This is a genomic window from Peribacillus tepidiphilus (assembly GCF_009466385.1).
In the GTDB taxonomy this organism is placed as follows: Bacteria; Bacillota; Bacilli; order Bacillales; family DSM-1321; genus Bacillus_BN; species Bacillus_BN tepidiphilus.
This window is the reverse complement of record NZ_WIAQ01000001.1, coordinates 61,592-74,795: the sequence shown is the minus strand read 5'-3', so window position 1 is coordinate 74,795 and position 13,204 is coordinate 61,592. Positions and strand designations below refer to the sequence as shown.

Genomic DNA, 13,204 nt, shown 5'->3' with positions numbered 1-13,204 from the left:
ACAGGAATTCGAACATCGGGTGATGATATGGCCATTCTTCAAAAAAATGAAGAAGCTTTGTTAATTGCAATCAAAAAATCGACGGAAAAAGGGAATAAGGATAATATATCAAGAACTAAAGCATACGAAAAATATTTTGGAACGTACCCTGAAATAAAATGGGCATTTTTAGCCGGCATGGTATCTAGAAACGCAGGGTACAATATGTGCGATCTTGAAGGCTATTGGTATCCAAAAGTATTATCCAAAAGCTTTAGAAGAACTTTGTTTTTAACCTATGAAAGAGCAAATTGGCTTATTTTTTCCGATGCGTATCCCCAGCTTTTGCTCTATCATTATTCGACGATTTCAGGCAAGCCTTTGTTTCACCTTGCGAAATATTTAAATATTTCATCTTTTATCATAGGTGAATGGATGAGATTCTGGAAAAAAAGAGATGAAAAAAGATTAATCATCTCATTAATCATTAATGAACAGCATGTCATTCAGCGACCAGTTATAGAGAATACCTTTTATAATAGAAAGGTTTTTCGATCCCTTGTTTTCAATTTTCAGGATTTTATGCACTTCAGCTCCGTCTTGTTTCCTACAAGAAAAGGGCAATTGTTCGGGTCCTCAGTCTCAAATTTCAGAAAGGTAGATGTTCGGATTGAACTCGGGAAGAGACTGTCTGAAATATTATTTACCCCTGAACTTTTCCCGGCATTTTATGATTTTGCCCAAAACACAGAGCCTACTGGCTCAAGATATGATTATGAACAGTACTTTGCAAATAAAAAAATGAAAGATACCCCCATGTTACGCTGTACGTACCCCATTATTACCCACCAAATCAGTATACCTAACAAATGGGATCAATCAACTAGCATTAAAAATAAATGGTTTAGAGAGCCTAAAATGAGAGAACCGATCTTACTGTCTCAATGGTATCAGAAGAAACAAAAACAGCTACAAGCACTCTTAGCGGTTGAAAACTACTTTGTCAAAGACATGTATGAATGAACAGGACCGGTTTCAAAGCGGCCAGTTTTGCACGCTTTGAACCGGTCCTTATTGTTCCTATTAGTAGAGCTAGTCGGGCGCTTTTTAGCTTTTCTAAGTGGAAGGGCGATCAGGGCCTGTTAATTTAGGGTTGCCGTACGCAGCCTTCGTTTCTGCGCCATTCTTTTTGTTTTGCTTGTCGTTTTGTTTATTTTTTGTCATCATAGACACCTCCTATATGTAGCTTTTGCAATAAAATCCTTTTCATTCGACTAGCTCTGTCGAAAAAACATGTATTCATCGCAAAAAAACACTTTCTTTGACGATTCTCTTCTAGTTTTGTCAATGGGGAAGGTGTCAGAAAAAAAGTACAGAATTATACCTACAATACAATCAAGATACCGTGTTTTCACTAGATGGAGAAACGTATTAAAGGAGGCTTATTTATGAAAACTGAAATAATCAGCAAATCAGAAATATTAGCGATGATCGATCAATTGAATGAACAATTAGATGCGTTAGAGGAAAATATCTCACTCACAGTGAAGCAGGAATGTGAAATGATAGAGAATAAAGAAATGGCAGAACTTGAAGTGATCCATAATCTTTATGAAAAGCTGACCGAAAAAGCGGAATCCATCCAGGATCAAGCTCAAAAATTGCGTTATATGAAAGCATGCGGTTCACTTAAAGCAACTGTTGCTTTACATTAAAGATATTTTACAGCAACTTTTACATTTTATATACTAAGACCATCATATATGAAGATAGCAGGTGTATAAAATGGATTATGAAAATGTAAGATCAGCGACAAATGATCTGATTCGTTTAAATAATAGATGTAATGAAATCTTTGAAGAGACAAGAAGAAATGATAAAGAACCAGATTTTTATCAACAAGTAAAGCCATTTGCAGATGAAGTGCAAGGTACTAGTGAAAAATGGCTTGAGCTAATGGGAAATTGGATAAAAAAAGAAAATCCCCGCTATATCCATCTTATTCAGTGTATACAAACCGTCGAAAATTTAAATATGATAGCGGTTCAAGCGTTTTATCCAAAAACGAGCTACAACCGTTTCAAAAGCCATTACCAATCGGTTGATTTCCAATTAAAAAATATTTTAAAACATGTTTCGGACTGTGTGCATGGTAATTAAATCATTCTTTCACGAGAAACGTGTACGAACTGCTCGATTACAATGATTTGTTTTGAAGTTATAGTCACAAAAATCAAGAGAGTTTTCACATAAATCAAATAAACATTCGTTTAATATAAAAGTTTTTAATAGGCTAATCTCAAAAAAGAGATGCCTATTTTTATTTTAAAAGGATATTGGTTTACAAATTGCTTTTTCGTAAAGTCTATCGATTCACCATTTTGGGTAAAAAATCATATAGTACTATCAGCGAATATCACGATTGAGAAAGAAGGGTAATTATGAATTCCTATCATCCTTTTTTTCAGCCTGAAATGCGAAACTGGTCCCCTCAAGAATCTGTAGTTGGTCACATCAATCCTGCTCAGGTAATGATGGGAAATCCGTATATGAACCATTATTCAATGCCTCAAAATCTTCAGGGACAGATGATGACTACGGGAAATGAAAATGGTGGTTTTCAAGGGATGGAAGCTTATCAGAATGCGATTCAGCCTTATTCATCGAATCCATATTCTCAAATTCCTGTACCAAATCCGATGCCAATGAACGCAGCACAAATGCCACAAATTCCGTTTCAAGTTCCACACAAACCAAATCCGTACCAAGGTTTGCCACAAAACCTGCCATTTCCTTTACCGGTTTCGCCTTTCCAACCCGTTCAGCAGCAAAAGAGTTGGTTTGATAATCCGCTTCAACCTCCGGAAAATGTGAATTATTCAGGAATATCTTTTCCGAATCCTTATCCAAAGCAAAGCTTTATGCAAAAACCTCAGGCTTCGGGTTTTCAATCTGTCATGAATCAATTTAAAACACAGGATGGATCAATAGATATTAATAAAATGATGAATACTGCAGGGCAAATGATGGGAACCCTTAATCAAGTTTCGGGAATGGTCAAAAGTCTAGGTAGCATATTTAAGACCTAGGCTTTAAGGCTGCTTGTATCAAAGAAAAGGAAAAAAGTAGATATCTTTCTAAAGTAATAGAAATATAAAATAAACAGAAAGGCTGGCACATAAAATGAGCCAGCCTTTATCGATTATTCAATATTTATAGGCTTTCCTTTGATTTTCGGTACTACAATTTCTAAAAGACCATCCTGATGATTGGCTTTTATTTTAGAAGAATCGATTGGTTTTGCAAAAGTAATGCTTCGCGAAATCTTATTGTAGGTATAATTTTTGTATTGACTATGGTTTTGATTGTTTTCAGTCGCTATGGTTTCCTCATTTTGAACGGTAATCAATAATGATTGGTTATGAAGCTCCAGATCAATTTGCTGTCTTTTTATTCCGGGTAATTTTGCTCTGACAATATAATGATACTGGTTTTCATCAAGTTCAATCGGAATAGATTTTGAAAAGCTTGCATTTGAAAAAAATTCATCCATCGATTGAAGAATGCCATTAAGCGGCTTTTCTGAAAATAACCGATCCATTGCACTAATCCAATCCGTAAAGAGGTCTTGTTTTCCACTTTTAGTCAACCATTTATTTTCATCTTCCTTTTGCGACATGATGATCTCTCCTTCCTTTCACGATAGGCAGTAGCCCTTCGTAATTATCCTATGCGTTTACCCTAGAATTGTGATTTTAAAAGTATGCTATACAAAGTAAATATGTACAAATTTTGAACTCTTTGTTGATGTGATTCAAATCACAATGCTGGCGTATTTTGGATCATAAAATGAAACCGAGAAAGATTGAGAGGGGAAATGAAGATGTTTTGCCATCAATGTGAGCAAACGCCAACAGGCGGTTGTAGGATCATGGGAGTTTGCGGAAAAGATGAAACGATTGCCAGTCTGCAGGACACTATTGTATTTGCTTTAAAAGGGATTGCAGCTTACAGAACACACGCCCAACAGCTTGGGTATACCGATCCATTTGTAGATAAGGTTACACACGAAGCGCTGTATATGACCCTTACAAACTCTAATTTCAACGTTCAAGAGCATATTGACATGGCTATGAAAGTAGGAACTGCCGCCATTAAGGTAATGGAGCTCTTAGACAAAGCCCATACAGAAAGGTTGGGAATTCCGGAGCCTATTCAAGTTACCCAAAACAAAATTGAAGGTAAATGCATAGTTGTTACAGGGCATAATTTATTTGCCTTAGAAGAGCTTTTAAAACAAACAGAAGGTAAGGGTGTTAACATTTATACTCATTCTGAAATGTTGCCTGCACACGGATACCCTGCTTTGAAAAAGTATCCTCATTTAAAAGGGAATATTGGAAAAGCATGGTATGATCAAAGAAGATTATTCGAGAAATTCCCAGGCGCCATTTTGGCTACAACAAACTGCGTAATGCCAATTAAAGGGACTTATGCGGACCGATTCTTCTCCTATGAGGTAGCTGGACTTGAGGGTGTCACGAAAATTGTAAACGATGATTTTACTCCACTTATCGAAAAAGCATTGGAGCTACCTGAAGCAAATATCGAAAGCGATGAAAAGCTTTTAACTGGCTTCCACCACAACACGGTATTAGGAATTGCTCCAGAGGTAATTGAAGCAGTCAAAGAGGGGAAAATTAAACGCTTCTTTGTGATCGCAGGTTGTGACGCACCAGGTAAAGGTGGGGAATATTACCGTGAGCTAGCGACATCTTTGCCGCTGGAAACCGTAATTTTGACGACCTCTTGTGGGAAATTCCGTTTCAATGACGTAGATTATGGAGTTGTGCCAGGTACTAATATTCCACGATATATTGACCTTGGGCAATGTAACAACTCCGTATCGACCATTAAGATTGCCGGCGCACTAGCTGAAGCTTTTGGATGCTCAGTCAATGAATTGCCTGTAAGCATTGTACTTTCTTGGTTTGAACAAAAAGCCGTAGCCATTTTACTTGGTTTGTTTAGCCTAGGTATTCAGGATATCCGCATTGGACCTAAACCACCTGAATTCATTTCAGAAGGGGTTTTGAAAGTCCTTCAGGAAACATTTCGTTTAAAACTGATCGGCAATGCCCAAGAAGATATGCAAGCGATGCTATCTCTTTCAGCAAAATAGTCAACACATTAGGGGTTTTTTATATAGAAAAATAAGGAGGATGGATTTACAGCCATCCTCCTTATTTTATTGAAGGAGTTCTTTTAATAATCCCTCCGGATAAAAGGAGTAGCCCGACTTCTCTTCAAATAATAGTTTTTGTTTTTTTAGCTTGCTGAAGGTCCGGCTTATGCTTTCACGAGAGGTTCCGATCATTTTAGCTAAGTCTTGATTTGTTACATTTACATCAAGATATACCTTTCCATCTTTCATATTCTTTCCATGAGATTCTCCCAATCGAATGAGAAGCTTGATGATTTGCTCATATGTATTATTCAAAATTTGCGCTTCAAGTCGAGTTTGAAGATCGATAATTTTTTCACCAAGCACTTTAAATAGCTTTACGCATAGCTCTGGATTTGCGATCAAAATTTCTTCAAAACGATTTTTGGGAATCCTGATCATTTTTGTTTGCTCTATAGCTTGTGCGAATGCTGGATATGTTCCGTCCCGAAAGAAACCGATATGGGGAAAAAGCTCATCCTTTGATAAGATCGAAACAATCTGTTCACGTCCGTTTGCATCGTTACGGTATACTTTTACCAATCCTTCTTGAATAAAGTATACATTCACCAGTGGATCGCCTTGAAAAAATATATGCTCCCCTTTTTTAAAATTCTTGGAAATCGAAATATTCTCGATCAATTTCAGTTCGCTTGATGACAACTCATTAAATAGAGAAGCATTTTTCAGAGCAAAGAATTTCTCCATAAAAACCTCCTACAATAAACTCATTATTTCTATTATATCTGTTGTATGAAGCTATTTGAATGATTTCTCCTTATTCCCAAAGTTTAGTAGAATAGAGAAAGGGAATGACTAATAGTAAAAAATTTTGGAGGTAAAGACATGAAAAAACAGTCAGTAGGAAACGTTCAACTTGCTTACATAGAAGAAGGCCAGGGAGAGACGATTGTGCTTCTTCATGGCTTTTGTGGAAGCAAGGATTATTGGAAGGAGCTTATTCCACTGTTATCCAAAAATTTTAAGGTCCTTGCCATTGATCTAAGGGGACACGGTGACTCTGAAGCAGGTGAAGCTTCATTTGAAATAGAGGATTTAGCTAAAGACGTCAATGATTTTCTAGAACAAAAATCGATAAGCTCCATCCATTTAATTGGACATTCGATGGGAGGATACGTTGCACTTGCCTTTGCTGAACTGTTTCCATCAAAACTCGCCAGTTATTCATTGTTTCATTCGACAGCATACCCAGATAGCGATGAGGCAAAGCATGGAAGAAATAAAGCAATTGAAACCATCGAAAAGGAAGGTATGGCTTCGTTTATTGATGGGTTAATACCAAAGCTATTCTCAGATGAATTTTTAGAGCGGCATCCAAATGTTGTAGAAAACATAAAGAAAATCGGTTATGAAACATCTCCAGCTGGGGCTATTTACGCTTTAAAAGCTATGCGAAATCGACCTGACCGCCATTCCGTAGTAAAAAATAGCCACACTCCTGTACTGTTAATTGCAGGAAGAAATGATAAGGTCATTTCTGTTGAAAGAACATTATCTGTTACTGCTTCTCATGTGACCACTACTATTTTGGAGCATTCAGGTCATATGGGAATGCTAGAAGAGCCTAATCAAGCTGCTGAAATCATCCATCGTTTTATTCAAAGTCATCAATGAAGAAACCCCAGAGAGGGAGGAAATTCAATCCTTCCTCTTTTTTTGCGAACATTTATTCGCTAAAATAGAATAAATGAGGTGAAAGAATTGAAGTTAAGAAAAGACCTTCTTGAATTAATCGATGAACTAAAACATAGTGAAAATCATAAAGACCGAATTGTCCATTGGCATACGATTGAAGAACGGCCTGCAAAAACGGTTCCTTTTCCAGAAAACATGGATGAAAGAATCACCAATGCATTAAGGAAGCGCGGAATACAAGAATTATACACACATCAAGCTTCTGCTTTCGAAGCAGCAATGAATAAAAAAAGTTTCGTAGCTGTTACGCCAACTGCCTCTGGAAAAACACTATGCTACAATCTTCCGGTCATCCAATCTATTTTGGAAGACTCTCATTCAAGAGCGCTATATATATTTCCAACGAAGGCTTTAAGCTATGACCAAAAAAGTGAACTTCATGAAATAATTACCGAAATGGATGTAAACATTAACAGCTATACATATGATGGAGATACTCCATCTAACATCCGTCAAAGAATTCGGAAAGCCGGTCATATTGTCATTACGAACCCGGATATGCTGCATTCAGGCATCCTTCCCCATCACACAAAATGGGTTTCATTATTTGAAAACCTAAAATATGTTGTCATCGATGAGTTGCACATTTATCGCGGGGTTTTTGGAAGCCACACGGCCAACGTCATTCGAAGGCTGAAGAGAATATGCAATTTTTATGGAAGCAATCCAGTGTTTATTTGTACATCGGCTACGATTGCCAATCCGAAAGAATTGGCTGAACAGCTCACAGAAGAAAATATGACACTCATTTCAAACAACGGTGCTCCAAGCGGCAAGAAACATTTCATTTTTTATAATCCACCAATCATCAATAAACAGCTGAATATTCGAAGAAGTGCAGTTTTGGAGGCAAGAAACCTTGCCATGGAGTTTTTAAAAAATCGAATTCAAACCATCGTGTTTGCAAGAAGCAGGGTGAGGGTTGAGATTTTATTAACCTATCTTCAAGAATTGGTTTCAAAAGAACTTGGTCCAAAGTCCATTCGTGGCTATCGAGGAGGCTACCTTCCAAAGCAGCGGAGGGAAATTGAAAAAGGATTAAGAGAGGGCTCCATATACGGGGTAGTCAGCACGAATGCACTGGAGCTTGGAGTTGATATCGGACAGCTTCAGGTATGTATTATGACAGGGTATCCTGGATCGATCGCCAGCGCGTGGCAGCAGGCAGGTCGCGCAGGAAGACGACATGGGGAAGCGGTCATTATTATGGTGGGCAGCTCAAATGCTTTGGATCAATATATCATTCAAAATCCCGACTATTTTTTCAATCGAAATCCTGAAACAGCGAGAATCAATCCAGACAACCTCGTCATTCTTGTCGATCATATTAAATGTGCAGCCTATGAATTGCCTTTTTCTACTGGTGAACGCTTTGGCAGCCTAGAAATTGAAGACATTCTTGAGTTTTTAACAGAAGAAAGAGTATTGCACCGTAACGGTGAAAAGTGGTATTGGATGAATGATGCCTTTCCGGCCCATAACATTAGCTTGCGCTCTGCTTCTCAAGAGAATGTTGTCATTATCGATCAGACGGATTCTCCGAATAATAAGGTAATCGGAGAAATGGATCGATTTAGTGCCATGACGCTGTTACATGATGAAGCCATTTATCTTCATCAAGGAGTCCAATATCAGGTTGAATATCTCGATTGGGAAGAGAAAAAAGCATACGTTCGTGAAGTCAATGTAGATTATTATACAGATGCTAATCTAGCTGTCTCATTGTCGGTTCTTGAAATTGATAAAGAAAAAGATCTTTACTCCTCACACATAGGATTTGGCGATGTGTCGGTACGGGCCCTGGCTACATTATTTAAAAAGATAAAATTTGAAACACATGAAAACATTGGGTCAGGACCGATTACACTGCCAGAGGAAGAGCTTCATACTTCTGCTTGCATCCTTTCTTTAAAAGAAAATAAAGAGTGGGATGAAAGCCGATTAGAACAAGGTTTAATCGGAGTGAGTCAAGCATTAAACTACATGATTCCTTTATATGTCATGTGTGACGTTCATGATATCCATGTGTATCCACAGGTAAAAGCTGCTCATAATGAACGTCCGACTATTTTTATTTATGACCGATATCCAGGGGGAATTGGGCTTAGTGAGAAGGTATTTGAAATCACCGACGAAATTTTGAGAGGGACAAAAGCTTTAATCGAAAACTGCCCATGTGAGACGGGATGTCCGTCTTGTATCGGAACAGATACTTCCTCAAACACTGCTAAAAAGGATAGTATCTCTCTATTAAATGGTTTCCTCTCACAATAACTACGGAGGAATGGTATGTCTTTAAAAAATAAACTAAATAGAATGAAAAATCACCTTTCGTTGGATTTAGATAAAAGAGTAGAAGACCTTCACACTCCTCAGTTTCAGGAAAAGATTCCTTTTTGGGAAAAATGGCAGGCAAATGCTACAAGCATATATGAGCTTGATGGAGATTACTGTTTCATCAGGGAATCAAGATACAGATTGGACCACAAGCATGGAAACTACCAATTTTCACAGCTAATGGATGTTGTTAAACAATGGAATGAAAGTAAGATTGACCATCCCTTATCTTGTAAAGGATTAACTCATGAAGATTTATTTTTCTTTGACACGGAAACAACTGGACTTGCTGGAGGGGCAGGGACAACCATTTTTTTATTAGGGTATGCCTTTTTTGATGGGAATGAAGTGGTGGTCAAACAGCATATTCTACCTCAGCCTGGTAATGAAGTCCCGTTGTATTACAGCTTTTTAAATAGTGTTCAATACGATACCCTTGTCACTTACAACGGAAAAGCATTCGATTGGCCTCAGGTAAAAAGCCGGCATACGCTTATTAAAGAACATGTCCCTAAGCTGCCGTCTTTCGGCCATTTTGATTTATATCATGCCTCGCGCAGGCTTTGGAAGGACAAGCTGGAAAGGGTTAAGCTCTCGATCGTAGAAAAGGAAAAGCTCGGTGTACATCGAACAGAAGATATTCCTGGTTATTTGGCTCCTTATATTTATTTTGATTACGTAGAAAGAAAGGATCCTGAAGCATTATTTGGGGTAATCAAGCATAATGAATGGGATGTTCTTTCGCTTATATGCTTATATATCCATCTATCTAGGCAGATTTTGTCCAATCCTAAAGAATTAACCGAGGATTCACTGCAGGTGGCTGAATGGTTGTCGTATATCGGGGAGAAGGATGCGGCTGTCCAAGCTTATGAAACGATCATCCATAGTCATTTGGTTGAAGAGAATGTATCAGCAAAATGTTCATTAGCCAGAGAATATAAAAGGCAAAAACGATTGGATGAAGCCGTGAAGCTGTGGAAGGAAGTCAGTACTTCAGGAAATGAAAAACAGAGAATTGAATCCCTTTTAGAGCTGGCAAAATGGAGTGAACACCATGAAAAAAATATGGAGGAAGCCTTGCGCTATTCACGAGCAATAGAAACAGAATTGCTGAATTATAACGGGTATCCCTCTCGGAAAAAAGAAGCATTATTAAAGGACGTTGCGGTAAGAATAGGCAGATTGGAGAGAAAAAGAAGAAAAACAATACGTCCCTAATAAATAAAAATGTTATGGTCTACGTGAAATATATTTCGCGCACATTCTATTTGTAAGAAATTCAATTATGAAAAAAAGATTAGAACAATTCTTTAAAAAATATTGTCGAACAATGAAGAGAAGAGTAAAATGTAAAAATGTGTGAGTTCATTATGTAAAGCGGGGTTAATACGGTGTATAGAACGATTTTATTTTTGTTTTTCGTGGTAGTTTGTTTAACTGCATTTTTATTCTCTGCAATGAAGGATAGATTCTATACTTTTTTATTATAAATTAGGTCATTTGACTAGTACAGCAACCTTTTTCCTTTCATAGTCTGTTAATGTAATACAAAACTATGAGGAAAGGGGACACTCTGATGGAAAATATGTATAAACCAAAGGGAGTAGCAGGAATGGCTAATATTCCGGCGGGAATGGCTAATGTACCGGCGGGAATGGGGGCGCAATGCGCACCAATGCCTGCTGTAATGGGAGCACAATATGCGCCAATGGCTGTAAGTCCGGCTTTTATGTGTCCAACACAAATGGGTCCTACTCAAGTAGCACCTACACAAGTCATGCCTACTGTCATGCATCCGACACAAAACTTTGTTAACACAAATGTGATGAAACATATTGTACCTCATGTGCATCCTAGTCACACAACGAATGTAAATCAGCATATTTATGAGCATCAACACCATTTCCCACACACTCAATCTGTGGTGAACAAATGTTGTAATCAACATGTAATGTGTAGACCTCCGTCAATGGTATCACCGGCATATCACCCGCATCATCACCCGGGTTTTTGCCCACCTAGACCACCGCACTGCTGTTAATTTTCAAGGGCTGATTTCAGCCCTTGTTCCTTTTTTGAAAAAATCTACATAAAGTGAAACTTCCATCAGTGGGGGTCATACTGCCCGTTAATGTGGAATCAAAATGTATTATTGGACTATAGGCCCTATAATTATTTCAGTTTCAATCGCAGGATGGGTTAGGCACTATTTATAAAATGAGAACGGTCTTGGAGGTCTCGAAGAGTGAAAGTTCTTTTCGTTACAGGCTATAAAGCCCATGAGCTTGGGATATTCAAAAACAATCATAAAGGTGTTACATATATTAAGAGAGCCATTAAGAAATCCATGCTCCCATTAGTAGAAGCGGGGTTAGAATGGGTAATCATTTCAGGACAGTTGGGTGTGGAGCTTTGGGCCGGAGAAGCTGTACAGGAAATGCAGGAGAGCTTTCCAGAACTAAAGCTAGCTGTACTAACTCCCTTTCTAGAACAAGAGAAAAATTGGAGTCAGGAGAATAAGGAATATTACGAGGGCATATTGATAGGAGCCGATTTTGTCGATTCTATATCAAAAAAACCATATGAAAACCCTTCTCAACTGAAACAAAAAAATCAATTTCTTTTACAAAAGAGCGATGGTTTGTTAATACTATATGATGAAGAAAAAGAAGGAACGCCAAAATATGTTTGGCAGGAAGCCAAAAAGCTTCAGGAGCAAAAAGACTTTCCGATATGGCAAATTACTTTCTATGATCTTCAGCAAGTAGTGGAAGAAGAACAACTTGGGAATGATTAATATTCAACACATCGATGGAAAACTTAATATTGGCGATAAAAGGAAAGTATACCAGAAAAATTGACAAAATGCGCGTATTTTGAAAAAATAGAGGAAAGTGTAATTTCTCATATTGGGAGTTCCTTTATTTACTGTATGATACTCATATAATACTCATTTGATAATTGTTGAAAGTACTGAGGTGAGCTACATGCTATCCGATAAAATTCATTTAACCGCAAAGGATATTCTTGAAAAAGAATTTAAAACGGCTATGCGAGGATATAAACAAGAAGAAGTGGATCAGTTTTTGGATTTAATCATTAAAGATTATGAAACATTTCATCAGGAAATTGAAGAGCTTCGACAAGAAAACCTTCGTTTGAAAAGACAGTTTGAAGAAAGTGCTAGAAGAAACGTACCTACTCCACAAGCAATGGCTGGCACGACAAATTACGATATTTTAAAAAGACTGTCTAATTTGGAAAGACATGTTTTCGGAAGCAAATTGTTTGATTGATGAGCTTCCATCGTTGTATTGAATTTCCATTGAACTTTTTAAATGGTTCATTTATAATTATCAGTGTTATGAAGATAACGTTCGGGTAATCGCTGCAAATGAGTGAATGCTTATTTGTAGAGGAAAGTCCATGCTCGCACAAGCTGAGATGCTTGTAGTGTTCGTGCTTGGCGAAACAATAAGCCAAGGCAATCGTGAAGATTGACGGCTGGGAAATTGCCTAAGTCCTAATAGGATATGGCAAGAGTACCTATAAAAGTGCCACAGTGACGTAGTCTCTTCAGAAATGAAGAGAGTGGAACGCGGTAAACCCCACGAGCGAGAAACCCAAATTATGGTAGGGGCACCTTTCTCCTCGGAAATGAACGAGGGAAAGGACAGACTTCGGTCTGTAGATAGATGATTACCACCTTTGTACGAGATGATGAATCGTTTGAAGTACGAAGGCACAGAACATGGCTTACAGAACGTTATCCATGCATAATTAAAAAAGAATTTCCATAGCTCTCCTTCTATGAGGAGGGCTTTTGTATTATTATTAGTATTGTTATAACGAATTGCGTTTTGAATAGTTGCATAAGGCTATCCCAAACGATAAGAGGCACCAATTTTATGAATTCGATAAAACATGAATTCAGTTACTATTATA

General features: G+C 37.7%; 13 protein-coding genes and 1 other RNA gene. 12 read left to right on the top strand and 2 right to left on the bottom strand.

Annotated elements, in window-relative coordinates:
- The first annotated feature begins 27 nt into the window (after positions 1–27).
- From GD441_RS00390 to GD441_RS17075, 4 genes are all read left to right on the top strand, one after another.
- A complete protein-coding gene (locus GD441_RS00390) occupies positions 28–1,002 on the top strand; it encodes a DUF2515 domain-containing protein (protein WP_153122538.1) in 975 nt (324 codons plus the stop codon).
- 425 nt (positions 1,003–1,427) lie between these two features.
- Positions 1,428–1,694, top strand: a complete 267-nt coding sequence (locus GD441_RS00385) for a hypothetical protein (protein ID WP_153122536.1) — start codon at positions 1,428–1,430, stop codon at positions 1,692–1,694.
- A 70-nt stretch (positions 1,695–1,764) separates the two neighbouring features.
- Positions 1,765–2,139 carry a YppE family protein gene (locus tag GD441_RS00380; protein WP_153122534.1) on the top strand — a complete coding sequence of 125 codons (375 nt, stop codon included), beginning with the start codon at positions 1,765–1,767 and terminating at the stop codon, positions 2,137–2,139.
- A 281-nt stretch (positions 2,140–2,420) separates the two neighbouring features.
- On the top strand, positions 2,421–3,068 hold the full coding sequence (locus GD441_RS17075; RefSeq protein WP_225434102.1) for a YppG family protein: 648 nt from the start codon (positions 2,421–2,423) through the stop codon (positions 3,066–3,068).
- Positions 3,069–3,181: 113 nt separating this feature from the next.
- On the opposite strand, the gene GD441_RS00370 is transcribed toward GD441_RS17075, so the two are convergent.
- A complete protein-coding gene (locus GD441_RS00370) occupies positions 3,182–3,658 on the bottom strand; it encodes an Hsp20/alpha crystallin family protein (RefSeq protein WP_153122532.1) in 477 nt (158 codons plus the stop codon).
- A gap of 204 nt (positions 3,659–3,862) precedes the next feature.
- Here GD441_RS00370 and hcp point away from each other — a divergent pair, with 204 nt between their 5' ends.
- Positions 3,863–5,161: a hydroxylamine reductase gene (hcp, locus tag GD441_RS00365; protein WP_153122530.1), complete on the top strand. Its 1,299-nt coding sequence runs from the start codon at positions 3,863–3,865 to the stop codon at positions 5,159–5,161.
- 66 nt (positions 5,162–5,227) lie between these two features.
- Here the strand turns inward: hcp and GD441_RS00360 are convergent, their stop codons facing one another.
- Complete coding sequence (locus GD441_RS00360) at positions 5,228–5,911, bottom strand: Crp/Fnr family transcriptional regulator (RefSeq protein WP_153122528.1); 684 nt, start codon at positions 5,909–5,911, stop codon at positions 5,228–5,230.
- A 138-nt stretch (positions 5,912–6,049) separates the two neighbouring features.
- Between GD441_RS00360 and GD441_RS00355 the strand changes: the two genes are divergently transcribed.
- The 7 genes from GD441_RS00355 (at position 6,050) to rnpB (ending at position 13,023) form a co-directional block, all read left to right on the top strand.
- A complete protein-coding gene (locus GD441_RS00355; protein WP_153122526.1) occupies positions 6,050–6,838 on the top strand; it encodes an alpha/beta fold hydrolase in 789 nt (262 codons plus the stop codon).
- 87 nt (positions 6,839–6,925) lie between these two features.
- On the top strand, positions 6,926–9,193 hold the full coding sequence (locus tag GD441_RS00350) for a DEAD/DEAH box helicase (protein WP_153122524.1): 2,268 nt from the start codon (positions 6,926–6,928) through the stop codon (positions 9,191–9,193).
- Between the two features lie 15 nt (positions 9,194–9,208).
- Positions 9,209–10,477: a ribonuclease H-like domain-containing protein gene (locus GD441_RS00345; RefSeq protein ID WP_153122522.1), complete on the top strand. Its 1,269-nt coding sequence runs from the start codon at positions 9,209–9,211 to the stop codon at positions 10,475–10,477.
- A 358-nt stretch (positions 10,478–10,835) separates the two neighbouring features.
- Positions 10,836–11,300 (top strand): CotD family spore coat protein, encoded by a 465-nt coding sequence (locus tag GD441_RS00340; RefSeq protein ID WP_225434101.1) that lies wholly within the window; start codon positions 10,836–10,838, stop codon positions 11,298–11,300.
- Positions 11,301–11,504: 204 nt separating this feature from the next.
- Positions 11,505–12,056, top strand: a complete 552-nt coding sequence (locus GD441_RS00335) for an SLOG family protein (protein WP_153122520.1) — start codon at positions 11,505–11,507, stop codon at positions 12,054–12,056.
- A gap of 190 nt (positions 12,057–12,246) precedes the next feature.
- Positions 12,247–12,555 (top strand): cell division regulator GpsB, encoded by a 309-nt coding sequence (gpsB, locus tag GD441_RS00330; RefSeq protein ID WP_153122518.1) that lies wholly within the window; start codon positions 12,247–12,249, stop codon positions 12,553–12,555.
- A gap of 77 nt (positions 12,556–12,632) precedes the next feature.
- An RNA gene (rnpB, locus tag GD441_RS00325) (RNase P RNA component class B) lies at positions 12,633–13,023 on the top strand.
- Positions 13,024–13,204 lie beyond the last annotated feature (181 nt).

Bases quoted from the DNA above. Each gene is read 5' to 3' on its own strand.
- GD441_RS00390 (WP_153122538.1), top strand. From the start codon at position 28: ATGGCCATTCTTCAAAAAAATGAAGAAGCTTTGTTAATTGCAATCAAA.
- GD441_RS00370 (WP_153122532.1), bottom strand. From the start codon at position 3,658: ATGTCGCAAAAGGAAGATGAAAATAAATGGTTGACTAAAAGTGGAAAA.
- GD441_RS00385 (WP_153122536.1), top strand. From the start codon at position 1,428: ATGAAAACTGAAATAATCAGCAAATCAGAAATATTAGCGATGATCGAT.
- GD441_RS17075 (WP_225434102.1), top strand. From the start codon at position 2,421: ATGAATTCCTATCATCCTTTTTTTCAGCCTGAAATGCGAAACTGGTCC.
- GD441_RS00355 (WP_153122526.1), top strand. From the start codon at position 6,050: ATGAAAAAACAGTCAGTAGGAAACGTTCAACTTGCTTACATAGAAGAA.
- GD441_RS00360 (WP_153122528.1), bottom strand. From the start codon at position 5,911: ATGGAGAAATTCTTTGCTCTGAAAAATGCTTCTCTATTTAATGAGTTG.
- GD441_RS00340 (WP_225434101.1), top strand. From the start codon at position 10,836: ATGGAAAATATGTATAAACCAAAGGGAGTAGCAGGAATGGCTAATATT.
- gpsB (WP_153122518.1), top strand. From the start codon at position 12,247: ATGCTATCCGATAAAATTCATTTAACCGCAAAGGATATTCTTGAAAAA.
- GD441_RS00345 (WP_153122522.1), top strand. From the start codon at position 9,209: ATGTCTTTAAAAAATAAACTAAATAGAATGAAAAATCACCTTTCGTTG.
- GD441_RS00380 (WP_153122534.1), top strand. From the start codon at position 1,765: ATGGATTATGAAAATGTAAGATCAGCGACAAATGATCTGATTCGTTTA.
- hcp (WP_153122530.1), top strand. From the start codon at position 3,863: ATGTTTTGCCATCAATGTGAGCAAACGCCAACAGGCGGTTGTAGGATC.